We start from the raw sequence: 22,814 nt of genomic DNA, 5'->3' as shown, positions 1-22,814 counted from the left end.
CACCATCATGCAGATCAAGGACCTGATCCCCTGGGCGCGCAAGGACGGCGCGCCAGACGCCAAGAGCAGCGAAGACAACCCGATCGCGACGCTCCAGCGCGAAATGAACCATGTGTTCGAGAACTTCTGGAACCGGGTCGGTCAGTTCGAATGGCCCTGGGGCAGCGGCGAAGCCAAATCTGACATGGTTGAGACCGACAAGGCGATCGAAGTGTCGATCGAGCTGCCCGGCATGGAGATGAAGGACCTCGAGGTGACGGTCAACGATGACATGTTGACTGTGAAGGGGGAGAAGAAGATCGAGCGCCAAGAGGAGAAGAAGGGATACTATCTCTCCGAGCGCAGCTACGGCGCGATCTACCGGACAATTCCGCTCCCCCCCGGTGTGGATGGCGAAAAGGCGCAAGCATCGTTCAAGAACGGGGTTCTGACGATCAAGCTGCCCCAGACTCCCGAGGCGCAGGCCAAGGTCAAGCGCATCGAGGTCAAGAACGGCTGATTTGCCACATGGGGGTCGCCGGTTTGCGGCGTCCCCTCCGCTCCGTGCGATATCGCACCGTCTGGCAAAGCCCCGGGGAGCCTGTCTCTCCGGGGCGGCTTTCGAGAGGCAATCATGAAAGACTCGCAACGATCCGGGCTGACCCGTGAACAATGGTCGGCGATGACGCTCTACGAGAAGTTCGAGCAAGTTGTCATCTTCGTCCTCAGCGTCATCATTGCGGCGATCATCGTGGCGTCGGTCTGGGCGCTGATGCTCGAAGTCGTGAACCGCTTGCTTCTGGGGGCATTCGACACGCTCGACTACGCCACTTTCCAAGTGGTGTTCGGCATGATCTTCACCGTGGTGATCGCGCTCGAGTTCAAGCGCTCCCTTCTTGTTGCGACCGAGCGCAGCTTGGGGATCCTCCAAGTCCGCACGATCGTGCTGATCGCGCTCCTCGCCATCGCGCGCAAATTCATCATCCTGGACCTCAGCGAGACGGAATCATCCAAGATTGCAGCACTCGCGGGCGCGGCGCTTGCGCTCGGCGCTGTCCACTGGCTGGTGCGCGATCAGGACCGACGCGAACTCGGAGGCCACGAGACGCGCTGACCAATACCTCCGCCAGCCACCGCCTGCTCAATTTCGTGCAATCGGCGCTGCTGCTCGGGCTCATCGCCTGGATCGCGGTGACAGCGATCGCCGGACCCGAAAATGGTCTCCTCATGGCGCTCGCGATGGGCGGGGGTCTCCTGTTTGCGCCCCGCTGCCACTCCGGCTGCTCCTCTCGACCTATCAGGCGCAGCGGCTCACCGGTCGTGATGCCCCCGGTCTCGTCGCGGCCTTGGCCGAACTCGCCCGCAGGTCCGGGCTGCAGCGCGCACCGGCGCTTTATCGCGTGCCGAGCCGGCTGCCGAACGCCTTCGGCCTGGGCAGGCCCGAGGACAGCGCCATCTGCGTCACCCACGGGCTGCTCGACCAGCTCGACGGCGAGAACTCGCCGGGGTTCTGGCGCATGAGATCGGGCATATCGCCAACCGCGACCTGTGGATCATGATCCTTCTCCCCGGCCGCCGCATTCCGGAGCTCAGGATGCATCCCCCGACCGAAAGCCGAATCCGCCGTCTCCAGGACTTGGTCACGGGGCGCACGAGCCCGATCCCCGCCCTTGTCGGCTATCCAATCGAGCGGCCGAGCCGATCTTGCCAGCGTCTATCGCAATATTTTCGGCGAGAACCTCAAGGCGAGCCGGGCCGAGAAGACGGAGCTTTTTAAGAAGCTCAACATGTTCGGCATCGGCGGTGAGACCAGCAACCGGGTGTCCACAGCCGCCAGAGGCGGGCTGTCCACGACCTCGCCATTCTCATAGGTGGCGCTGAAGCGCGGTCCAAAATAGCCGCCCCAAGGGCTGGGGTTGCCGGGAAACGGCCGAATTTCGGCCGCCAGCCGATCTGCCTTCCATAGCTCTGGCTCACCTTCGGCTGCACCGGCTCGCAGCGCTTCAGCCACGTCCGTCAGGTCGACAGGACCGCCGGCGCGATCGAAGCGGGCCAGCACCTCGTCCGGCGTTTCACTCGGGGCCGATGATGATGACATGGTCTATCACGCGGGGACACCGCCCACAGACCATCCTTCTCCCGGATGTGACTGGAGCCCGCGCCGAAGCTCTCTTCGCCGCACAGGTTGATCAGACCCCGGTCAAGCAGGGCGACGAAGTACTTCCAGCCGGTGGGGGTAACATAGCAGGGCACGCCGAGGGCGCGGGCGACATGATCCACAGCCCGGCTCGTCGGCATCGACCGTGCGATGCCCGCGATTCCACGTGCGTAAGCCGGTACGGCCGTCGCATTGGCCGCCATCACCGCAAGGCCGTCGCTCGGCGTAACGAAGACACCGCGACCGAGGATCATGTGCCGGTCGCCGTCGCCGTCGGAAGCGGCCCCGAAATCGGGCGCGTCGCTTCGGAACATGGCCTCCAGCAGGGCGCGCGCGTGTGTCGGGTTAGGGTCGGGCTGCAGACCGCCGAAGTCGGGTCTTGGCAGGCCGTTGACCACGGATCCGCAGGGCGCGCCCAGCCGCCGCACAAGGATTTCCTGAGCGTAGGGCCCTGTAATGGCGTGCATTGCGTCATAGCGCAGCCGGAACCTGTCACCGGACAGCAGTCGGGAGAGCCGGTCGAAATCAAACAATGATTCCATCAGCGCCGCGTAGTCGGCCACGGGATCGAAAATCTCAACCCTTGTATGCCCGAGCGTGGTCAACCCAATCCGTTCGAGGTTCAGGTCGGATTGATCCAGGGTCCTGTAACTGCGAATGCGCTGTGACGCCGCGAATATGGCCTGCATTATGGGGTTGGGCGCTGGTCCGCCATTGGCCAGGTTCACCTTGCCCCCAAAGTCACCCCCGGCCCCCCCTCGGTTGTGGCTGGCCGTCAGCAGGATTGCGCCCGCCGCGGCGCGCTTGCGGATGACGCAAGAGGCTGCAGGCGTGGAAAGAAGGCCGCCTTGGCCCACCAACAGCACTGGGAAGTCGTTCGCGGCGGCCATCTTGGCGACCGTCTGGAGTGCTGGGCCGCTGTGATAGCGGCCGTCGCCGCCGATCACGAGAGGGGCGGCTCGCGAGAGGGCTCCGGAGTCGAAGATCGATTGTACGTAATTCTCAAGATAATGGCGCTGCTGGAACGTCGAGACCGGCTTGCGCAATCCCGAGGTTCCGGGCCTCTGATCGTCGTAGGGGCGCGTTGGGACGGATTTGACCCCAGCATCCGCCATTTCGAGCCTCCTTCGGAAAAACACACGACACATCGGGCCGCGTGAACGACGTCCGAGAAGACCTCGCTCGCCGCGAACGGAACGTCTGCCAGCGCCGTCGCGCATTCTAGGCTTCTGGGGCTGGCCCGACGGCGCTTCCCGTGGAGAGCCGTCCATCGGCGGCGCGGAGCACAGCGATTTGGGTGTCCGCCCCTTGACCGGAGCCCTACGGCTCGACCCCGCCAGCGCCAGCATCAGGCGCCAGCGGCGGACACAGGAAGCGGCTCGCTTGCCGGCAATCATGCGACATCAGCTGTATTTCCGCCCAGCCGCCGTTGTCCGCGATCGCGCGTCCGACACGGCAGGCCGCGTCCTGCGCTTTCGCGCCGGAGCGAAAGACGAGCGGTCCAGCCAGAAGGTCGGAATGAACCAGCCATCCGGCGGCTGTGGGAACTATGGAGACGTTGTGAAGCATGATCCCCTCCGGAACGCTGCGACGGCGGCCGTGACCCCGGAGGCGATGAGGTAGGCCGCCACCAACAGCGTAATCGTCCAGGCGCCGAGAAAGAGATCGAGCAGGAGCAGCACGCCGGCAACGAACGCCGCGATTGTCGACACCAGCCGCCAGCCCCAGGCGCCGCGGCGCCCGCTCCGAAAAAGCCCGACGAGGCCGACAACGCCGGCGGCGATCAACAAGACAGCGAACAGAGCAACCGTGGCCAGGCCGGCGATCAGCGGCGCCACAATGGCCAGTACGCCCAGCAATATCCAGAGCACGGCGTCGAGGGAAAGCCAGAACCTCACGCCGAAGCGGCGGGGGCGGCTCGCTCCGACGGTCGTCGCCGTGGCGTTCTTCATAGTCATGTCGGGGTCCTCCGTGTCGGTCTTTACAGCTCAGCTGTTGGGTGGGGCGGCCAGAGGCCGATCATCCAACCACGGGTCGGGGCGAATCCGCCCCAGCGGGATGTCCAGCAGGGTCTTGGCGAGGTCGACCTCGTGGACGTGGACATTGCGCGCATGCTCGCGAAGTATGGCCAGCGCCCTGGCCTCCTCCTGCCCGTCATCGACGCGCACGAAGATCGCCAAACCGCCCATCGCCAGGTCGTGCTCGAGCATGTCGGGATCGGCTTCGCCGAGAACGCGGCGGCGGATGGATCTGGCGAGCGTCGTCGCCAGCACGCCGCCACCGACGGCCGCGCTCAGCGCCGCCGCCGCAGCGCCGCCGGAGGCCACCACGATGGCGCCTGCGCCCAGCGTGGCGACCGCGAGCAAGGTGCCAAAGACCAGCACGTTCAGAGCGGCCGCATCGTCGCGAGTGACCAGGTCACGCCTGGGCAACTGGTCGACTTCCGCTAGCGCGGTGGGCTCGACATAGTAGTGGTGCAGCTTGTCCAGGATCGCCTCTCGGCTACCCATCAACGAGATGCGCGCGCGATCCACGCCGGCCAGGAGCAGAGCCTCGACGATGCGATCGAAGGCGTCTCGAGAGTCGGCGATGCCGACGACTTCGCGCACGCGCGCGACCTCGATCGGCGGGGCGTCGGGCTGGCTCATGGGTAGTCCTCCATCGGCGCTCCAGGCGCCACATCGTCGAGCGGCAGGATGAGAACGGCCGCCGTCCCGCGTCCGGGCCTTGAGCGAAGCCGCAGGCGTCCGCCCGCGGCCTCCGCAAACTTGCGGGCGCGCCACAGGCCAAGGCCGCGCCCTTGACCCTTCGTCGAGAAACCGAAGCTCGTAGCCCTGGCCAGGTCGTCCGGACGGATTCCCGGGCCGGTGTCCGCCACCACAATTCGCACACAGCTCCTGACGGGCTGGGCTGGCTGCCGGAGCGCACGGGCGCGGATGACGATGCGCCCTGGCCGCTCGTCGAGCGCCTCCTTGGCGTTCTTGAGGAGATTGATCAATACGGCCACCAGCTCTGCAGAGCCCGCGCCGAGCGGCGAGAAGCGACCGAACACCTCGCAGTCCAGACGCTGACCTGCCGCCAGGCAGGGCTGGAAGGCCGCCCCTGCCGCATAGAGGGCGCGCGGCAGATCGGCGACGCCACCGCTGAGATGGGGGCCGCCGTTCGGATGCAAGGAATCCGACCAGCCGGCGAGAAGCGCGGCCGAGTGGGAAACGGCAAGATCGAGGGCGCCGAACAATAGCCCGGGCGTAAAGGCTGACGCTTGGGCTTCGTCCGCCTCGCGGTTCGACCAGGCGCGGCGCAGGGACCTTGTCGCAGCCTGGATGATCATCAGGTCGTTGCGCACATCGTGGGCGATCCCTTGCAGCTGCTCGACGTTCATGGCTTCCCTCCCCGGTCTGCGCGCCTGTTGCGGTCGTCGGCCGACCGCAACAGGCGCGGACCGGCGCCGACGGTCAGGCGATGACGATGCGGTTGTCGACGCTGGTGACGCCGGGGGCGGACCAGGCGGAGCGTTCCGCCTCCTGCCGTTCCGCCCAGGAGCGGACGGACCCGCGCAGGATGACGCGGCTGCCGTCGACTTCGACCGTGACCTTGTTGGCGTCGAGCTGGGCGCTGCGCACGAAGGCGTCCTCGATCTTCTTCTTCAGGTCCGACGGGGTAACCTTCGGTTTCACGGTGATCAGGTTGCTGATGGACTTCACGCCCCGGATGGTGCGGACGGCCCGCTCGGCGGTCTCCTTTTGGTAGTTCCACTCCACCTCACCTTCGAGGGTGAGACGGCCATCTTTGGCGATGACCTTAAGCTTCTCGTGCGTCAGCGGGAGGTCCCGCTTGAGCGCCTTGACCGCCTCCTCGGCGATGTCGGGGTCGGGCCGCTCGCTGCCGGTGTCGTACTTGATCTCCAGCTCGTTCGCGATGCCCTTGACGCCCTGGACACGTTTGGCGGCCCGCTCGGCGTAATAGGAATCCATGTACTTCTTGGTGTAGCCCGTGAGGGTGACCACCCCGTCGTTGACCGCCACGGCGATGTGGCTGTCGTCCTCGATCGAGGGATCCCAGCGGATCTCGTTCTCGACGTCGCGCTTGATGTCGGTGTCGGTTCTGAAAAGGGCCATGGTCAGGGTTCTCCTATGCTTTAGCGCCGGCGGGGGGGGCCGACGTCAGGACAGTCCCACCCCCCGCCAGGGGCATCTTGACGACCATCAAGACCGGCCGCGCAGGCTCCGCCATTCTCCGGTCCACGGCGCGCAGAGGTCGCAGCGGCGATCGCCTGACGGCCGCTTGAAGGAGAAGCAAGCATGCGATCGAAGCGCGTCTGGATACTGCTCGCGATTGCCGTGGTCGTGATCGTGGCCCTGTTCATTTGGAAACCCTGGCGAGAGGCCGCGCCGACTCCGTCGCCGCAGGCCGGCCCCGTGGCCAGCCAGACCCCGTCTCCTGCCAACCGCTATGAGCCTGAGCGTGCGCAGGCGGAGGCCGGCGCCCAGCAGGCGCTGGACGCCGAGGCCGTCGCGGTGCTGGCCAAGACCGACGAGGCGCAGAGCCGGATCGCCGCCAAGGACAAGGCGGGAGCGATCCGGGCCCTTGAGGAGGCCGCCGGCAAGGCGGATATACTTGTCGGCCGAAATCCAGCGGCCGCGCTCATTCCGGCGGCGACGGAGGTACAGATCATCGACGTGGCGCCAGCCGACCTGGGCCAGGTGCGCAAGCTTCGCCGCGCGGTCGAGCTTGCGGTGCTCACCGACGACTTCCCGAAGGCGCGGGTGGCCCTGGATGGCATGCGCAGCGAGATTCGCGTGCGCACTTACTATCTGCCCCTCGCCACCTACCCCGCGGCGCTCGCCTCTGCGGCCGGGCTGGTGGAGCGCGGTGACTTGACTGGGGCGGCCGAGGCTCTGGATCGCGCCCGAAGCACCCTTGCCATGACGGATGTCGCCATACCGCTGCCGCTGCTGGCGGCGGAAACGGCCGTGGAAGCCGCCAAGGCGGATACGGACGCCCAGAAGAAGCTTGGGCATGTCGAGGCGGCGCGGGCCGCGCTCGAACGTACCGAGGCGCTCGGCTACGCCGGTCGCGACGTCCGTAAGGCGCTTCTGGCCGAGATTCGTGAAGTCGAGCGCCAGGCCAAGGGCGGCTCGGACATCAAGGCCGGGCTGGAGCAGTTGCAGGAGCGGATTTCGAAGGCGATCGGTGACCTGAAGGCCGAGCGCAAGAGCGCTGAAGCCTGAGGCGGCGCCGCCTACGCGACTAGCCGGCCCGCCGTCGGCGCCGACGGCGGGCCGGACGCGATAGCGGGAGCGCGAGCCGGTTCGGATGTTGACCGTCGTCAAGGACTCGTCGCGCAGCCTGTGTTAACCTTTCAAGAGGCAAACATGGAAGGCGTGAGGGACATGTCTAAGCTTGCTCTCGTAAACGACGATCAAGTTGGGGCCTTTGTTCAGCAGCTTCGCCTCTGGCGGATTCAGCGGCGGCCGGGGCAAAGCCTCTACCATGAGGGCGATCCTGCCGAGTTCGTCTACCGCGTCGACAAGGGCTGGGTGCGGCTTCTGCTCGATGGTGAAGACGGGCTGCGCCGGATTTTCGCGTTCGTGGGCCCAGGCGATTACTTCGGGGCGAACCTGCAAGAGCGAGACTGCACCGCAGAAGCTTGCACCGACCTGCAACTGACGGTGATCCCCGTCGCCGGGCTCCTGCGGATCGGTCGAACCGATCCGGTCGCGCTACTGGAACTCTTCGAGGCATGCACGAAGCACTACCGTGAGCGCGTCGAGGTCGGGCGCGGGCAACCGTCGGCGGCCGAAAAGCTTCGCGCATTCATCGCGCGGATGGGCGAGCGCATCACCAGCGGTGGCCGAAGCGGGATCTGCCTGCCCTTCAGCCAGGTTAATCTCGCCAACTATCTCGGCGTCGCGCCCGAGACCCTGTGCCGCGCCGCGGTCCAACTTTGCGAGCGCGGGGAACTGGCGCGTCACGGCCGCCGGCTCTGGATTGGCGGATGCCCCCCCCCCGCCAGAAAACAGGAAAGCAAGCCAAGAAACTTGGGGCCTGCGACGCCGCCCATGCCTGGTGACGCAGGAATCCAGCAACGCTGACCAGGCCATTGGGGGCTGATCCCGGTCGCGGATCGCGCCTCCAGCCCACGTCGCTAGTGGAGCGGTCCCCCCTGTCGATTGGCGGTCAGCAATCCGATGGCCTCGCGATCGCTGATCTGGGATTCCGTCCCAACGTCGAGCTCGGCGGTCCTCGGCAACGGCTGCAGCACGATCAACTCGTCGGCCTCGATGCTGAGGGCTTGCAGGTCTTCATCGAAGGCTCGGCGGGCGATAAGCACCAGTGGGGCCGGACTTCGCCGCCGCGCCGCGGCGATGGCAGCGAAGGCTAGCGCGGCTGGCGCGGCCGTATCAATCACCAAGATCGCAGTCTTGCCGGCGGCTCCAAGGCTGCGCCGAAAGGGGGCGTAGAGCGTCTGGCGACGCTGTAGGGCCTCGAGCGCGAGTCGCCATTGCGCGGTGAAGACGTCGGGGGCCAAGTCGTCGCCGGGCGCCTCGAGAGTGACGAGAGAGCCTGCATCGGCAATGGCGCCCAGCGAAACCGACCGGCTGATGGCCCGCCCGCAGGAGTTTGCCGGCGAGCCACAGGCTGCCGCCGCCACAACCTGCTGGCGCAACTGGCACCACAAGGAGATCACGCCCCACGACGGCCTGGTGCGCGCCGACCACCCGCTCTTGCTGGCCATTCTCGACCGGACCCAGTCGGCGAGCTCGCTCCGCCTGCTCCTGCGCAGCCCGCTCGGCTTCGTCTGGCGCTACGCGATGCGGCTGCGGATGTCCGAGAGCGGCACCGATCCGCTCGTTCTCGACGCCCTTGGCATGGGCGACCTCGTCCATATGACGCTCGATGTGGCGCTCCAGAAGCTCGAGGCCGCCGGCGGGTTGGTCAAGGCCGACGAGGCGCAGATCGCCGCCAGCGTTGAGGAGGCCGCGCGCGAGGTCGCCGGCGTCTGGGAGAGCGAACGCGCCGTTCCGCCGGCAATGATCTGGCGCCGGACGCTGGACGACGCCCGCCTCCTGACCAGCCGTGCGCTCACCTATGTCCGGGCGCGCGACGCCTTCATCGCCCAGGACGCCGACAGCGTCCTGTCGATCTCCACCAACTTCCGCTCCTGCGCGCCGATCCTGACCTATGTTAACGACCGCTTCGAAACGCTCTTGTCGAGCGACGGTCAGCCGGGCTTCACCGCGCTCGACCCGTTCCATGCCGAACGGGGCGAGACTCCGTGCGTGGCCGCGCTAGACGTCGCCGTTGCCGACGAGAACGGCAAGGCGAGCGCCGAGCAGCAACGTGACGCCGAGGCCGAAGCCGTCGCTGAGATGTGCGCCCGCCTGATCGGCAGCGAGATGATCCTCGATCGCCGCTCCGGCGCCAACCGGGTTTGTCAGCCCGGCGATATCGCCCTGCTCGCGCCGACCGGAAGCGATCTGTGGCGCTATGAAGAAGCCCTTGGGGGGCGACGCCCTCGGCACGGAAAGAGGTCGGACGGATCACGCGCGCCAATGAACGCGCGGTCCGCAACTGGTTCGAGGGCCGCAACGGTCCGAGCGGAGAAAACCTCGTGTCCCTCATCCGCGCCTCGGATGCCGTCTTCGAAACCGTTTTGGCCCTCTCAGGACGAAGGTCAGCCTTGTCGGGCGTTCACGTGCCGGCGCTGCGAGAGCGTTTGAAGTCACTCCTTGATCTGATCGACGAAGCCCCTTCTCGATAGATACCGCCACTTCGGCGAATTTCTTTACCGGAGGAAGCAGTCCCATGGCGCGACCTATGGGCGCCCGACGCGCGCCTTCCAGGCGCAGTTATTGTGGAGACAAGTTCGCATTAGACTGGCAGCACCGCCACTTACTTACCAGATAGAAGCCTCCCCTCAGCGGGACATCGTCGAGCGGTCAGGCGACCTGTTAAGGTCGCCCTCTCGTATCCGCTTACTGTCCCGTCGGCGCGTCCAGCAGGTGACCGGCCTGCACCGACGCCGTGCCGGAAAAGGCCGAGCGCGTGATGGTCATGGTCTTCAGGTCGATCTCGCCGTCGACGCCCATCGTGGTGACGCGCACGGCGGCATAGTCGAGCGGCTGGCCGAGCACGGCCTGCGGCGCGCCCTCGGGTTGGACCAGCCAGACATAGCCGCTGCTGGCGGTGTGGAAACGACCGATCCCGTCGGCTTCAACGCACAGGGCGCCGTCTTCGTCCACGCCCAGGCCGACGGCGGCAGGATCATCCGTGGCCCGCGTCTGGGCCACGAAGGCGATCAGTCGACCGAGGCGGTCGCGGGCGCTGAAATGGGTGTCGGTCACTACATGGGCCAGATAGGGCATGGCCAGGAAGTCGCGCACCATCGTGACTTCGGGGCCCATGGGGTCCTTCAGCGCGGCCTCGGAGTCGACGCTGCCGTCGTCCATAGCCCCGTATCCGGCGCCGCCCAGAATAGCCAGGCCCGCGCTGGTGCCGCCGATCGGGCGACCGCGCGCGACATGGGCGTTCAGCGCCGTCTCGATCGGAGTGTCCTTCCAGAAGCGGACGTATTTCGCCTGATCGCCTCCGGCCAGAAAGATCCCGTCAGCCTGCTCCAGGATAGCCAGGACGCGCGGGTCCTGCGCCGCCTTGCGATCGTCGAACAATAGGGTCTGGACCGAGGCGGCCCCGCCGATGTCGCGATAGATCTCTTCGCCGGCCTCGCCGTCGCCCGAGGCGCGCAGGATGACGATATGGCCATTGCCGGCCTTGCCCAGGAACCAGCGGAAGGCGTCGTAATCCCAGTCGCCGCCGCCCATCAGCATCATGGCGGGTTCCGTTCCCCCCGACCTCGGCGCCGAGACGTCGCCGACCGAGAAATAGGTGTAGCCGTCAGGCGTTTCCGCCGCCCTGGAGGCCGTCGCCCCCGCAACCGCCGCAAGCCCGAAAAGCAGCGCTAGGATCGCCTGTCGCATGAAACATTCCCTGTTCCGTTATCTTCGCCGACATAGGCGCACATTTCGCTGATCGACGCGATACGAACGGTGATTTTTACCCTTCTAAAACAGCGAAATCGGCCCCATGGTGATCAAAAGAGGGACAGGGGGATCACCATGAAACACGTCAAATCCATCATCGGCGTTCTGACGGCCGGCAGCAGCCTCATCGCGCTGTCCGCCGCCGCCCAGACCGCGTCGCCGCAGTCAGCCGAAGAGACCGCGACACGGGTCGATGAAGTCATCGTCCTGGGTTCGCGCATTCCGCGTCAGATCGACACCGAGGGCCCGGCGCCGGTGACGACGATCACCTCCGAAGACATCCTGCGCAACGGCTATCAAAGCGTGCCGGACCTGCTGCGTGCGGTCACTCAGAACGGCGGGGAGACTCAGAGCCAGCAGTCCTCGTCCGGCGCCTCTTTCACCCCCGGCGCCCAGCAAGTCGATCTGCGCGGGCTCGGCCCCAACCACACCCTGGTGCTGGTCAACGGTCGCCGCATCGCCGACTTCCCCCTGCCTTTCCAGGGCCAGAGCAACTTCACCGACGTGTCGAACATCCCGGTCGGCCTGATCGAGCGGGTCGAGGTCCTCAGCGGCAGCGCCTCGGCCATCTATGGGTCTGACGCCATCGCCGGGGTCGTCAACTTCGTGCTCAAGAAGTCGGCGGACGGCACGCGCTTCGACTTCCGCTCCGGCTTCACCGAGGACGGCGGCGGCGAGTCGCAGCGCCTGACCATCACCACCGGCTGGGATCGCGGAGCCTTTCACGGCGTGGTCGGCGTCGAGCTGCTGAACCAGGAACCCCTGTGGGCCTATGACCGCGAGATACAGGATTCGACCAAGGACAGCCCGGTCAACACCACGGCCCGTCGCGCCTTCCTGCGGTTCGACGACGTCGACGACTACCTCGATCCGGGCGACGCTGCCTGCGCCGCTCTGTCCTCGCTCAACGGCGGCACCACCTACTACGCCAACCGCCCGCGCTACGGGAATTTCTGCGGCAGCGACGAATCGATCGGCTACGGCACCATCCTGAGCGAGCGCCAGGGCGTGAACGCCTATTCGGCCATCGGCTACGCCCTGAACGACCGAGCCGAGCTCTTCCTCGACCTGCAGTTCAGCCACAGCAATCTGAAGCTGTTCCGCGACGTCCAGACTTGGACCTATCAGGACGAGAACGGCAGCGAGGACGGCCTCTTCGTCAACGCCGACACCGGCCTGATCGAGGGCTGGCAGCGTCAGTTCTCGCCTGAGGAAATGGGCGGCCTGGCCAGGGGCTTCACCCACAACCGTTCGACCTCGTTCAACATCACCCCGGGGATCAAGGGCGTGTTCGGGGACGGCGACAAATGGGCCTATGAGGTGGCCTTCAACCACGCCGAATACCGCTCGAAGGTCCGCTTCCCCCAGATCATCGCCAGCGCGGCCAACAAGTTCTTCCTGGGCGAGCAGATTGGGGTGGGTCCAGGGCCAGAATTCTATCCGATCTTCGCGGTCGGAGAAGACGCCGATCGTCTATATCAACCCCTGACGCCGGCCGAATACGACCAAATCGCCCAGCATGCGGTCTATGAGCCGCGCTCGCGCACCGACAGCCTGTCGGCCAGCCTCAGCACCAGCGACCTGTTCCAGCTGCCGGCGGGGCCGGTGGGCTTCGCCGCCGTCATCGAGGCCGGCAACCAGGGCTATGAGCTCAACCCCGATCCTCTGGCCCTTATCCCCTATTACGTCGGCCTGATCGATTCAGACGGCAAGGGCGACCGCGACCACTGGGGCGTCGGCTATGAGCTTCGTGCGCCCCTGCTGAGCAACCTCGAGTTCAGCACCGCCGGTCGCTATGATCACTACGAGTTTGCCGACAAGGGCTTCGGCAAGTTCACCTACAACCTGGGTCTGGAATATCGCCCGATCGAGACCCTGATGTTCCGCGGTGCCTATGGCACCGGCTTCCGTGCGCCGGACCTGCACTATGTCTTCTCGGGGCCGGGCAACACCCACCCGTCGGGCGACGACTACTATCGCTGCCGCACCGAGGAGCCGGAAGAGGATATCGGCGACTGCTCCTATTCGGGCGAGAGCATCGTCGCTCACCGCAACGGCAATCGCGATCTGAACCCCGAAACCAGCAAATCCTTCAACGCTGGTCTGGTCTGGCAGCCGATCCGCAACTTCGACCTGTCAATCGACTACTTCAAGGTCGAGCTGACCAATCAGGTCCGCGACATGAGCATCGACGCCATCCTACGCGACGAGGCCGACTGCCGCATCGGCCAAACGGCGGGCGGCTCGACGGTCGATCCCAACTCGCCGACCTGTCTGGACGCCGTCGCCCGGGTCGAGCGCAATCCGGCGGGCGAACTGCTGGGCGTCTTCATCAACCCGATCAACATCGCCAAGGAAACCACGTCGGGCGTCGATGTCGCCGCCCGTTGGCGCATCCCGACCGAGACCTTCGGCCGCTTCAACCTGTCCGCCGCCTACACCTGGGTCGATAACCACGACTTCCAGCAGTATCCGGGCGATCCCACCATCGACAAGCTGGCCTTCGACAGCGGCTACTACATCCCGCGCGACAAGGGCACGGCCAGCGTCAGCTGGGCGTTGGACAAGCTGACGGCGACGATCCAGGGCCAGTATCTCGGCAAACTGCCGAACTATGACGAGGACGCCTACATCAGCGACAGCTGGATGTTCAACGCCTCGGCCCAATACGACCTGACGGACCACGTGCGCCTGTCGATGACGGTCAACAACCTGTTCGACGAGGGCCCGGTCAAGGACCCGACCTACAGCGCCTACCCCTACTACGACATCTCGTGGTTCGACTCGGTCGGCCGCAGCTACTACTTCCAGCTGACCTACAAGTTCGGCGGCGCCGGGCTCTAGAACACACTGGCCTCTCCTCCAGCCCTGCCCGCAGAGCTGGAGGAGCTTGCCCCGCGTCGGTCCAACGGGCTTCCGGGCCGGTCGAGGCCGAAGCTTGGCGACGGCTATCGCCGGCGCCCCTTGCGTGACAATTGGATGACACCCAGGGATGCGCCGAGAGCTTCAGCACAAATGCTGCATTGCACACCCATCTAAGCCCGAGGATACATAGCCCCCGCGCTCGGGAGCCCGTGCTCCGTTCGCAGTTGCAACGCACCCTTCAGAATGGTGCGTGCAGCCTTATTGGGAGGGATGGGGCGATGAATCGTCTTTTGGTCAGCGTATCCGTGGGCGCGCTCGCGGCCCTGTGTTCCACCATCGCCACGGCCCAGCAGGCGTCGCCTGAACGGGCCACGACGATCGACGAGGTCATCGTCACCGCCCAGAGGCGCGAACAGGCGGCCCAGGACGTCGGCATCGCCCTCAGCGTCCTCAGCGGCGAGAGCCTGACGCAGCAGGGCGTCACCAACGTCAATCAGCTTCAGAACGCCACGCCCAACCTTGAGGTCGAGCCGGCCTTCGGCGGCGGCGCTGCCCAGTTCCGCCTGCGCGGCGTCGGCTTCCAGGACTACGCCTCGAACAACTCCCCCACCGTCGGCGTCTATGTGAACGAGGTCGCCTATCCGGTCCCGGTCATGACCCAGGGCCTGATCTTCGACATCGACCGGGTCGAGGTCCTGCGCGGGCCGCAGGGCACCCTCTACGGCCGCAACACCACCGGCGGGGCCATCAGCCTCGTCACCCGGCGCCCGACCGAGGACCTGTCCGCCGGTCTGACGACAGAATGGGGCAGCCAGGATCAGTTCCGCGCCGAGGGCCATGTCTCCGGCCCCCTCGCCGCGACCGTACGCGGTCGTCTGGCGGTTTCGACCGAACAGGGCGGCGCCTGGCAGCGCCACCGCGACACCGGCGAGAGCCTGGGCGACGCCGACCGCAGCGGCGCCCGCGCCCTGCTGGCCTGGGATCCCAGCGAGACCCTGTCCTTCCTGCTGGACGTCCACGGCGGCATCGACAAGTCCGAGAACCAGGGCCTCTACCTGCTCAGCGACTTCAAAACGGGCGCGATCCGCAACCCCAGCTATGTCATTCCCGCCGACAAGGATCATTCCAAGACCGGCTGGGGCATCTCGCCCCGCTTCGCCGCCTCCATCGGCCGCGACCCGAACGCCAAGCCCGGCCGCGACAACTCCTCCTGGGGCACGTCGCTGAACGCCAACCTAGCGCTCAAGGGCATGAACCTGACCAGCATCACCAGCTACGAGACCCTGGATCGCAGCGAATACGGCGACTGGGATTCCAGCGCCTCGGTCGAAGCTGACACCTTCTTCGGCAGCGACGTGGACGTGATCTCGCAGGAACTGCGCCTGGCCTCGGACAACGACAGCCCCCTGACCTGGGTCGCCGGCTTCTACTATTCCAAACAGGAGCTGAACGAGCGCTACTACTCGGACTTCACCGATCTGCTCGGCACCTACGGTCAGGTCACCTATGATCAATCTGTCGAGTCCTGGAGCCTGTTCGGCCAGGCGGAATACGCCTTCGCCGACAAGTTAAAGGCCATTCTGGGCCTACGCTATGAGGAGGAGACGCGCGAACTTCAGGGCTTCGGCGCGGCCTTCGGCGGCGCCACCGCCCTGCCCCCGACGACGGTCGACACCAGGATGACGCCTCTGACCGGCAAGGCCGCGCTGGAGTTCAAGCCGATCGACAATCTGCTGATCTACGGTTCGGTCAGCCGGGGCGCCAAGTCGGGCGGCTTCACCACCTACAACACCGGCGACCGCAGCGGCATCGAGCCCTTCGACCCCGAAATTCTCTGGGCCTATGAAGTCGGCTTCAAGGCCGATCCGTCGCGCGCAGTCCAGATCAACGGCGCGGCCTACTACTACGACTACAATGGCCAGCAGGTGCTGTCGGCGGTCTGCGGTGCAAACAGCCCAGTCGGCCGCTTCACCAACGCAGATTCCAAGATCTATGGCGCCGAACTGGAGGGGGTCTTCCGTCCCGTCGCCGGTCTGCGGATTTCCCAGACCGCCAGCTACAAGAAGGGTGAGTACACCGACTTCATTGACCTCGACATCGGTAAATGTCCCGGCGAGACAGCCTACATCGACAAGTCCGGCGACGATATTCCCTTCCCAGCTATCAGCTACAGCGGTTCGATCAGCTACGACTGGACCGTAAGCGGTTTCGCCGTCTCCGCCGAAGCCAACTACTCCTATCGCGACGAATATCCGTCCTGGCTCGGCGCTAAGTACGACGTGCCGGATTACTGGCTGGCCAACGCCAGCGTGACGGTCGGGCCGGAAAACGCCAACTGGTCCGTCACCTTCTGGGCGCGCAACCTGTTCGATCAGGAATACGACCTGACGCGCAACTTCTTCATGCCCAGCGCGAGCATCGCCCAGCCGGGCCGCCCGCGAACCATCGGCGCCCGCCTGAGCCTGCAATACTGAGGGCTTGTCCGGGCGGCCTTGGGGCGTTTTGTGACGCACGCCCCGATGCAGATGCGATATGGGGGATGCCGATAGGCCAACGGAAGGCGAGACCGCGTGAACTCAGGTGACTGGCGTCTGGCACGAGACCGGCTGCGGGCGCGGCTGGCCGCGGTGCTGCTGGTCGTCCTGACCCTCCTTGCGCCGCTGGCCGTGGCGACCGCCGCCCAGGGCCAGCCCGCCCACGACCGCCTGGTGCTGGGACTGCCGCTGGAGCCGCCGAACCTCGACCCGACCTCGGGTGCGGCGGCGGCGGTGGACGAGGTGGTGTACGCCAATGTCTTCGAGGGCCTGACCAAGCTGACCCAGACGGGGGTCGTGGCCCCGGCGTTGGCCGAGTCATGGGAGGCCGGGCCCGACGGCCTCAGCTGGACCTTCCATCTGCGGCGTGGCGTGACGTTCTCGGACGGCGCGCCGTTCGACGCCTCGACCGCCAAGTTCTCGCTGGACCGCATCACCGCCGAGGGTTCGACCAACGCCCAGAAGGCCCTGTTCGCACCGATTCGGAGCGTCGAGGTCGTCGATCCGGCGACCCTGCGAATCCGCCTGTCCCGCCCGATGGCGACCCTGCCCTATGTTCTGGCCTGGGGCGACGCGGTGATGGTTTCGCCGAGCAGCGCGGCCACCAACGCCGTCACGCCGGTCGGCACCGGCCCCTTCCGCCTTGAAAGCTGGCGGCGCGGAAGCCAGCTGACCCTGACCCGCTGGTCCGGCTACTGGGGTCCCGCGCCCCGCCTGAACACGGTCGTCTTCCGCTTCATCAGCGACCCGACCGCCGCCTTCGCCGCCGTCAGCGCCGGCGACGTGGACGCCTTCCCCAACTATCCCGCGCCGGAAAACGTGGCCCAGTTCCAGCGCGACCCGCGCTTCCGCGTCGTGGTCGGCGCCTCCGAGGGCAAGGTCATCCTGGGCATCAACAACACCAAGGCCCCGTTCAACGATGCGCGTGTGCGCCGCGCCCTGTCCTACGCCATCGACCGCGACGCCCTGATCCAGGGGACCATGTTCGGCTTCGGCCAGCCGATCGGCAGCCACTATTCGCGACAAGCGCCGGGCTATGTCGATCTGACCGGCGCCTATCCGCACGACCCGGCCAGGGCGCGCGCCTTGTTGGCTGAGGCAGGCTATCCCGACGGCATCGACGTGACCTTGCGCCTGCCGCCCCGTCCCTATGCGCGACGCAGCGGCGAGGTGCTGGCCTCGCAGCTGGCGCAGGCGGGCATTCGGGTGAAGATCGAAAACCTCGAATGGGCCCAGTGGCTGGATCAGGTGTTCAAACGCCGCCAGTTCGACCTGACCATCGTCGAGCACGTCGAGCCGATGGACTACGACATCTATGGACGCAAGGACTACTACTTCGGCTACGACAGCCCCGCCTTCGACGCCCTGCTGGCCCAGGTGAACGCCGCCCCGGACGAGGCGACGCGCAACCGCCTGCTGGGCGATTTGCAACGCCGCATCGCCGACGACGCGGTCAACGGCTTCCTGTTCCAGTCCTCGCGCATCGGCGTGTGGAAGGCGGACGTGAACGGCCTGTGGATCAACGGCCCCATCGCCGCCAACGACGTCACCGGCGCCTACTGGACCGGCGCGGGCGCGGCCGGCGCCGCGACCGCCGAGCGGACTGGCGGCGGTCTGCCCTGGGGCTGGATCAGCCTGATCGCAGGCGTCGGCCTGCTGGCCTTCGTCGGCTGGCGCTTCGGCGCGGTCTGGCTGCTGAAGAAGTTGGGCGGCCATGCCCTGACCTTGGCGGCGGCGACCGTCGTCATCTTCCTGCTGCTGCAAGTCGTGCCCGGCGATCCGGCCGCCTACATGATGGGACTGAACGCCAGCCCGGAGGCCATCAACGCCCTGCGTCAGCAGATGGGGCTGGAGGGGTCGGGCATTGAACGCTACCTCGCCTGGCTGGGCGACCTGCTGACCGGCCAGTTCGGGACCAGCTACACCTATCAGGTGCCGGTCGGCGGCCTGATCGCCGAACGTCTGGCCGTGTCCGCCCCCCTCGCTCTCATGGCCACTGTCCTGTCGCTGGCCGTCGCCCTGCCCATCGGCGTCATGGCCGCCAGCCGTCGCGGGACAGCGGTGGACACCGGCCTGATCGGCGTGACGCAGGTGGGCGTCGCCCTGCCCAACTTCTGGATCGCCATGCTGCTGATCCTGCTGTTCTCGGTGAACCTGGGCTGGTTCTCGGCGGGCGGCTTCCCCGGCTGGGACCAAGGCTTCTGGCCCGCCTTCAAGGCCCTGATCCTGCCCGCCGTGGCCCTGGCCGCGCCCCAGGCGGCCATCCTGGCGCGCGTGCTGCGCACCGCCCTGCTGGACACCATGAACGAGGACTATGTCCGCACCGCCCGCGCCAAGGGACTGAGCGTCAATCAGGCCCTGTGGCGCCACGCCCTGAGGAACGCCTGGATTCCGGTCCTAACCATCCTGGGCCTGCAGTTCCCCTTCCTTCTGGCGGGCGGCATCATCATCGAAAACGTCTTCTCCCTGCCCGGCTTGGGCCGTCTGGTCTTCCAGGCCATCACCCAGCGCGACCTGATCGTGGTGCAGGGCGTGGTGGTGGTGCTGGTCTTCGCCGTGGTTCTGGTCAGCTTCCTGATCGACCTGGCCTATCTGTTCGCTGATCCGCGCCTGAGGGGACGCCGCGCATGACCGACGCCCCCGCTCCTCTCGCAGCCGCCGCCAAGGCCCCCGCGCGCTGGCCGCTGTCGCTGGTCGTCGGCGGCGTGTTGACCGCCGTGGTGGTGCTGACCGCCCTGATCGCCTTCGTCTGGACGCCCTATGACGTCGAGGCGCAGAATATCGCCGCCAAGCTGACCACCCCTTCCGTCATCCACCCGTTCGGCACGGACCATTTCGGCCGCGACGTCCTGTCGATGATCATGGTCGGGGCGCAGAACTCCCTGGCCGTGGCCCTGGTCGCCGTCGGCATCGGCGCGGGGATCGGCGTGCCTCTGGGTCTGACCGCGGCGGCGCGCGGCGGCTGGGTCGACGACCTGGTGATGCGCGGCAACGACCTGATCTTCGCCTTCCCGGCCCTGCTGCTGGCGGTGATGATCACCGCCGTCTTCGGCCCAGGCGCGATCAACGCCGTCATCGCCATCGGCCTGTTCAACATTCCTGTCTTCACCCGCGTGGCCCGCGGCGCGGCCATGGGCCTGTGGACCCGCGAGTACGTGCTGGCGGCGCGGACGGCGGGCAAGTCGAAAGCCCTGATCTCGATCCAGCACATCCTGCCCAATCTGATGAGCCTTCTGGTCGTGCAGGCGGCGATTCAGTTCGCCGTCGGCATCGTGGCCGAGGCCGGGCTGTCCTATGTCGGGCTCGGCGCCCAGCCGCCCATGCCCAGCTGGGGCCGGATGCTGGCCGAGGCCCAGACCATGATCGGCTTCGCCCCATGGCTGGCCGTCATGCCGGGTCTGGCCATCTTCATCACCGTGCTGGGCCTCAGCCTGACCGGCGACGGCCTGCGCGACCGGCTCGACCCGCGCGTTCGGGAGCGTCGGGCGTGAGCGTCCTCGACATCCGCGACCTGAGCCTGTCGATCGGGGCGACGCCGATCCTCAAGGCCGTCAGCCTGTCCGTCGCCCCCGGCGAAATCCTCGGCCTGGTCGGCGAAAGCGGCTCGGGCAAGTCGATGACCGCCCTGGCGATCCTCGGCCTGACGCCGCCTCGCGCCACGATCAGCGGCGAGATCCGTCTGAATGGTCAGTTGATCTCGAACGCCTCCGACGCCGCCCTGTGTCAGGTGCGGGGCCGCGACGTCGGCGTCATCTTTCAGGAGCCGATGACGGCCCTGAACCCCGTCATGACCATCGGCGATCAGGTCGCGGAGACAGTGCGCCTGCACAAGGGCGCCTCCCGCAAGCAAGCCCTGGCCGTCGCCCGCGCCGTTCTGGACCGGGTCGGCCTTCCCGCCGACCGCTTCCCGCTGGGCCGCTTCCCGCACGAACTGTCGGGCGGCCAGAGGCAGCGCGTGGCCATCGCCATCGCCATCGCCCTGACGCCCAAGCTGCTGATCGCGGACGAGGCCACCTCGGCGCTGGACGTCATCGCCCAGGCTAGGATTCTCGACCTGCTGAAACGTCTGGCGCGCGAGGACGGCATGGGGCTGATCCTCATCGCGCACGACCTGGCCGTCGTGGCCGACACCGCCGCCCGCGTGGCGGTGATGAAGGACGGTGAACTGGTCGAACAGGCGCCCGCCGTCCGCATCCGCAGCGGCCTGAGCCATCCCTATTCGCAGCGTCTGCTGGCCCATGCGATCCACATTCCCAGGCGCACCCATCAGCCGGATTTGGACGCCGCGCCGGTGCTCGAGGTCGAGGGACTTGTGCGCGAATACCCTCGCCCCCGCCCCCTGTTCGGCAAGGCGGTTCCCTTCCGGGCGGTCGATCAGGTCAGCCTGTCGATCCAGCCCGGCGAGAGCGTCGGCCTGGTCGGCGAGAGCGGCTGCGGCAAATCCACCCTGCTGCGCGCCATCCTGGCGCTCGAAGCGCCGCAAGGCGGCCGCGTCCGGGTCAAGGGTCGCGACATCACCGCCGCCCGCGGCGCCGCGCTGAAATCCATCCGCCGCGACATTCAGGTGGTGTTCCAGGACCCTTACGGCAGCTTCGACCCGCGCTGGAAGGTCAGCGATCTGGTGGCCGAAAACTTCCATCTGCTGAACGTCAGACCCAGCCCTGCCGATGCGCGCCGTCGTGTCGATGAAATGCTGGAGCGCGTAGGCCTGAAAAGCAGCGCCGCAGAGCGCTATCCGCACGAGTTCTCGGGCGGTCAGCGCCAACGCATCGCCATCGCCCGCGCCCTGATCACCGAACCTTCGATCCTCTGTCTGGACGAACCTGTTTCGGCGCTGGACGTATCGATCCGGGCGCAGATTCTCGACCTGCTGGCCGATCTGTCGAACCGCCTGGGCCTGTCCTACCTGTTTGTGAGCCACGACCTTTCCGTGGTGCGCGCCGTGACGGACCGGGTCTTGGTCATGCAGTCCGGGCGGATCGTGGAACAGGGCGACACGACAGCCCTCTTCGCAGCCCCGTCGCATCCCTATACGCAGAAACTTCTGGCGGCGACGCCGGATCTGGTCCGCAATAGCGCTCTGGAAAAGGAAATCGCCGGATGAACCGCAGAACCGTACTCGGCTCGGCCCTGATCGGCGCCGCCGCCTCAGCAGCGGGCGCCGCCGGCGCCAAGCCCGCGGCCCAGACCGCCGCCCGTGCTGCCGGCCGCACCGGGCCGCTGAACCTGATCACCGATGTCGAGGGCATCAAGATCGGTCAGGCCCATGACGCCGGCGTCCGCACCGGCGTCACGGTCATCCTGGCCGAAAAGCCTGCGGTCGCCGCCGTGGACGTGCGCGGCGGCGGTCCCGCCGGGCGCGAGACCGACGTGCTGAAGCCCGAAAACCTGGTGCAGGAGGTGGACGCCATCGCCCTGTCCGGCGGCTCTGTCTACGGCCTGGCTGCGGGCGACGGCGTCGCCGCCTGGATGGGGATGCGCGGGCGCGGCTACGGCATGGGGGGCGCGCCCGGCGTGCCGCCTTCGCCCATCGTGCCAGCCGCATGCCTCTATGATCTGGCCAACGGCGGAAACAAGACGTGGCAGATGGACCCGCCCTATCGCCGTCTCGCCGTCGAGGCGCTTGAAGCCGCAGGCGATCGCTTCGACCTGGGCACGGCCGGCGCAGGCTACGGCGCCTCGGCGGGCGCGCTGAAGGGCGGGATCGGTTCGGCCTCGGCCGTCATGGCCTCGGGCTGGACGGTCGGCGCCATCGTGGCCGTCAACAGCGTCGGCTCCGTCGTGGCGCCCGGCGGCAAGAGCTTCTGGGCCGCCCCCTATGAAATCGGCGACGAGTTCGGCGGTCTGGGCTCATCGGGCCTGCACGCCTCGGCCGAGGACTGGGGCCCGGCCAAGTTCCGCCCGCAACCGCGTGAGAACACCACCCTGGCCTGCATCGCAACCGATGTCGCCCTGAGCCGGGTCGAGTGCCAGCGCCTCGCCATCATGGCACAGGACGGGCTGGCGCGCGCCATCCGCCCGGCCCACGCTCCTTACGACGGCGACACCCTGTTCTGCCTGTCCACCGGCAAGAAGGTCATCGAAGACCCCGCCATGCGCCAGATCGCCGTCGCCCAACTGGGCAATGTCGCCGCCGACGTCCTGGCCCGCGCCATCGCGCGCGGCGTCTATCACGCCAGCAACTACGAAGGTCAGACCGGCCAGACCTGGCGGGAGCTGTAAGCGCCCGCCCCG

Annotated in this window: 21 protein-coding genes; 13 read left to right on the top strand and 8 right to left on the bottom strand. The window is 67.0% G+C overall.

The features are described from left to right. Window positions 1-7: 7 nt before the first annotated feature. From DXK21_RS09160 to DXK21_RS17120, 4 genes are all read left to right on the top strand, one after another. Window positions 8-499, top strand: coding sequence for an Hsp20/alpha crystallin family protein (locus DXK21_RS09160; RefSeq protein ID WP_114817474.1), 492 nt, complete (start codon window positions 8-10; stop codon window positions 497-499). A gap of 114 nt (window positions 500-613) precedes the next feature. Beyond that, the gene (locus DXK21_RS09155; protein ID WP_114817473.1) at window positions 614-1,093 is read left to right on the top strand and encodes a phosphate-starvation-inducible PsiE family protein; all 480 of its coding nucleotides are present in this window, start codon (window positions 614-616) and stop codon (window positions 1,091-1,093) included. A 232-nt stretch (window positions 1,094-1,325) separates the two neighbouring features. Then, the gene (locus tag DXK21_RS16765) at window positions 1,326-1,538 is read left to right on the top strand and encodes a M48 family metalloprotease (protein ID WP_211305997.1); all 213 of its coding nucleotides are present in this window, start codon (window positions 1,326-1,328) and stop codon (window positions 1,536-1,538) included. Then, window positions 1,436-1,756, top strand: a complete 321-nt coding sequence (locus DXK21_RS17120) for a M48 family metalloprotease (RefSeq protein ID WP_211306003.1) — start codon at window positions 1,436-1,438, stop codon at window positions 1,754-1,756. The genes DXK21_RS16765 and DXK21_RS17120 overlap by 103 nt, the downstream gene beginning before the upstream one ends. Here DXK21_RS17120 and DXK21_RS16505 read toward each other — a convergent pair. The 6 genes from DXK21_RS16505 to DXK21_RS09125 all read right to left on the bottom strand — a co-directional run bounded on the left by DXK21_RS16505 (window position 1,694) and on the right by DXK21_RS09125 (window position 6,255). After that, window positions 1,694-1,990 carry a hypothetical protein gene (locus tag DXK21_RS16505; protein ID WP_162790616.1) on the bottom strand — a complete coding sequence of 99 codons (297 nt, stop codon included), beginning with the start codon at window positions 1,988-1,990 and terminating at the stop codon, window positions 1,694-1,696. The two genes, DXK21_RS17120 and DXK21_RS16505, sit on opposite strands and share 63 nt — an antisense overlap. Window positions 1,991-1,995: 5 nt before the next feature. Next, window positions 1,996-3,252, bottom strand: a complete 1,257-nt coding sequence (locus tag DXK21_RS09145; RefSeq protein WP_114817472.1) for an alpha-D-glucose phosphate-specific phosphoglucomutase — start codon at window positions 3,250-3,252, stop codon at window positions 1,996-1,998. 432 nt (window positions 3,253-3,684) lie between these two features. Beyond that, a complete protein-coding gene (locus DXK21_RS09140) occupies window positions 3,685-4,095 on the bottom strand; it encodes an HdeD family acid-resistance protein (RefSeq protein WP_114817471.1) in 411 nt (136 codons plus the stop codon). Window positions 4,096-4,125: 30 nt separating this feature from the next. Further along, window positions 4,126-4,785 carry a hypothetical protein gene (locus DXK21_RS09135; protein ID WP_012520304.1) on the bottom strand — a complete coding sequence of 220 codons (660 nt, stop codon included), beginning with the start codon at window positions 4,783-4,785 and terminating at the stop codon, window positions 4,126-4,128. Beyond that, a complete protein-coding gene (locus DXK21_RS09130; protein WP_114817470.1) occupies window positions 4,782-5,519 on the bottom strand; it encodes a sensor histidine kinase in 738 nt (245 codons plus the stop codon). The genes DXK21_RS09135 and DXK21_RS09130 overlap by 4 nt, the downstream gene beginning before the upstream one ends. A gap of 73 nt (window positions 5,520-5,592) precedes the next feature. Continuing rightward, window positions 5,593-6,255: a BON domain-containing protein gene (locus tag DXK21_RS09125; protein WP_114817469.1), complete on the bottom strand. Its 663-nt coding sequence runs from the start codon at window positions 6,253-6,255 to the stop codon at window positions 5,593-5,595. A gap of 183 nt (window positions 6,256-6,438) precedes the next feature. Here DXK21_RS09125 and DXK21_RS09120 point away from each other — a divergent pair, with 183 nt between their 5' ends. Both DXK21_RS09120 and DXK21_RS09115 read left to right on the top strand, forming a co-directional pair. After that, window positions 6,439-7,368, top strand: a complete 930-nt coding sequence (locus DXK21_RS09120) for a YfdX family protein (RefSeq protein ID WP_114817468.1) — start codon at window positions 6,439-6,441, stop codon at window positions 7,366-7,368. 162 nt (window positions 7,369-7,530) lie between these two features. Beyond that, on the top strand, window positions 7,531-8,232 hold the full coding sequence (locus tag DXK21_RS09115; protein WP_162790615.1) for a Crp/Fnr family transcriptional regulator: 702 nt from the start codon (window positions 7,531-7,533) through the stop codon (window positions 8,230-8,232). 53 nt (window positions 8,233-8,285) lie between these two features. Here the strand turns inward: DXK21_RS09115 and DXK21_RS09110 are convergent, their stop codons facing one another. Continuing rightward, the gene (locus tag DXK21_RS09110) at window positions 8,286-8,669 is read right to left on the bottom strand and encodes a hypothetical protein (RefSeq protein ID WP_196066429.1); all 384 of its coding nucleotides are present in this window, start codon (window positions 8,667-8,669) and stop codon (window positions 8,286-8,288) included. Between the two features lie 46 nt (window positions 8,670-8,715). Between DXK21_RS09110 and DXK21_RS16755 the strand changes: the two genes are divergently transcribed. Continuing rightward, a complete protein-coding gene (locus DXK21_RS16755; protein WP_196066428.1) occupies window positions 8,716-9,861 on the top strand; it encodes a PD-(D/E)XK nuclease family protein in 1,146 nt (381 codons plus the stop codon). A gap of 255 nt (window positions 9,862-10,116) precedes the next feature. Here the strand turns inward: DXK21_RS16755 and DXK21_RS09095 are convergent, their stop codons facing one another. After that, a complete protein-coding gene (locus DXK21_RS09095; RefSeq protein ID WP_114817465.1) occupies window positions 10,117-11,118 on the bottom strand; it encodes a cyanophycinase in 1,002 nt (333 codons plus the stop codon). Between the two features lie 138 nt (window positions 11,119-11,256). Between DXK21_RS09095 and DXK21_RS09090 the strand changes: the two genes are divergently transcribed. The 6 genes from DXK21_RS09090 to DXK21_RS09065 all read left to right on the top strand — a co-directional run bounded on the left by DXK21_RS09090 (window position 11,257) and on the right by DXK21_RS09065 (window position 22,802). Then, entirely contained in the window at window positions 11,257-14,025 is a 2,769-nt protein-coding gene (locus DXK21_RS09090) for a TonB-dependent receptor plug domain-containing protein (RefSeq protein WP_114817464.1), read from the top strand. 299 nt (window positions 14,026-14,324) lie between these two features. After that, window positions 14,325-16,520, top strand: coding sequence for a TonB-dependent receptor (locus DXK21_RS09085; RefSeq protein WP_114817463.1), 2,196 nt, complete (start codon window positions 14,325-14,327; stop codon window positions 16,518-16,520). Window positions 16,521-16,616: 96 nt separating this feature from the next. Next, entirely contained in the window at window positions 16,617-19,211 is a 2,595-nt protein-coding gene (locus DXK21_RS09080) for an ABC transporter substrate-binding protein (protein WP_245945166.1), read from the top strand. Further along, window positions 19,208-20,071: an ABC transporter permease gene (locus tag DXK21_RS09075; RefSeq protein WP_114817462.1), complete on the top strand. Its 864-nt coding sequence runs from the start codon at window positions 19,208-19,210 to the stop codon at window positions 20,069-20,071. The genes DXK21_RS09080 and DXK21_RS09075 overlap by 4 nt, the downstream gene beginning before the upstream one ends. Then, a complete protein-coding gene (locus DXK21_RS09070; RefSeq protein ID WP_114817461.1) occupies window positions 20,068-21,684 on the top strand; it encodes an ABC transporter ATP-binding protein in 1,617 nt (538 codons plus the stop codon). The genes DXK21_RS09075 and DXK21_RS09070 overlap by 4 nt, the downstream gene beginning before the upstream one ends. After that, the gene (locus tag DXK21_RS09065) at window positions 21,681-22,802 is read left to right on the top strand and encodes a P1 family peptidase (RefSeq protein WP_114817460.1); all 1,122 of its coding nucleotides are present in this window, start codon (window positions 21,681-21,683) and stop codon (window positions 22,800-22,802) included. The genes DXK21_RS09070 and DXK21_RS09065 overlap by 4 nt, the downstream gene beginning before the upstream one ends. Window positions 22,803-22,814: the final 12 nt, after the last annotated feature.

Origin of the sequence: Brevundimonas bullata (genome assembly GCF_003350205.1) — a bacterium.
Classification (GTDB): domain Bacteria; phylum Pseudomonadota; class Alphaproteobacteria; order Caulobacterales; family Caulobacteraceae; genus Brevundimonas; species Brevundimonas bullata.
This window is presented reverse-complemented; position numbering and strand designations above follow the sequence as displayed.

Excerpts from the sequence above, each read along its gene's own strand:
- DXK21_RS09160 (WP_114817474.1), top strand. The coding sequence starts at position 8 with ATGCAGATCAAGGACCTGATCCCCTGGGCGCGCAAGGACGGCGCGCCA.
- DXK21_RS09155 (WP_114817473.1), top strand. The coding sequence starts at position 614 with ATGAAAGACTCGCAACGATCCGGGCTGACCCGTGAACAATGGTCGGCG.
- DXK21_RS09145 (WP_114817472.1), bottom strand. The coding sequence starts at position 3,252 with ATGGCGGATGCTGGGGTCAAATCCGTCCCAACGCGCCCCTACGACGAT.
- DXK21_RS09140 (WP_114817471.1), bottom strand. The coding sequence starts at position 4,095 with ATGACTATGAAGAACGCCACGGCGACGACCGTCGGAGCGAGCCGCCCC.
- DXK21_RS09135 (WP_012520304.1), bottom strand. The coding sequence starts at position 4,785 with ATGAGCCAGCCCGACGCCCCGCCGATCGAGGTCGCGCGCGTGCGCGAA.
- DXK21_RS09130 (WP_114817470.1), bottom strand. The coding sequence starts at position 5,519 with ATGAACGTCGAGCAGCTGCAAGGGATCGCCCACGATGTGCGCAACGAC.
- DXK21_RS09125 (WP_114817469.1), bottom strand. The coding sequence starts at position 6,255 with ATGGCCCTTTTCAGAACCGACACCGACATCAAGCGCGACGTCGAGAAC.
- DXK21_RS09120 (WP_114817468.1), top strand. The coding sequence starts at position 6,439 with ATGCGATCGAAGCGCGTCTGGATACTGCTCGCGATTGCCGTGGTCGTG.
- DXK21_RS09115 (WP_162790615.1), top strand. The coding sequence starts at position 7,531 with ATGTCTAAGCTTGCTCTCGTAAACGACGATCAAGTTGGGGCCTTTGTT.
- DXK21_RS16755 (WP_196066428.1), top strand. The coding sequence starts at position 8,716 with ATGGCGCCCAGCGAAACCGACCGGCTGATGGCCCGCCCGCAGGAGTTT.
- DXK21_RS09095 (WP_114817465.1), bottom strand. The coding sequence starts at position 11,118 with ATGCGACAGGCGATCCTAGCGCTGCTTTTCGGGCTTGCGGCGGTTGCG.
- DXK21_RS09090 (WP_114817464.1), top strand. The coding sequence starts at position 11,257 with ATGAAACACGTCAAATCCATCATCGGCGTTCTGACGGCCGGCAGCAGC.
- DXK21_RS09085 (WP_114817463.1), top strand. The coding sequence starts at position 14,325 with ATGAATCGTCTTTTGGTCAGCGTATCCGTGGGCGCGCTCGCGGCCCTG.
- DXK21_RS09075 (WP_114817462.1), top strand. The coding sequence starts at position 19,208 with ATGACCGACGCCCCCGCTCCTCTCGCAGCCGCCGCCAAGGCCCCCGCG.
- DXK21_RS09065 (WP_114817460.1), top strand. The coding sequence starts at position 21,681 with ATGAACCGCAGAACCGTACTCGGCTCGGCCCTGATCGGCGCCGCCGCC.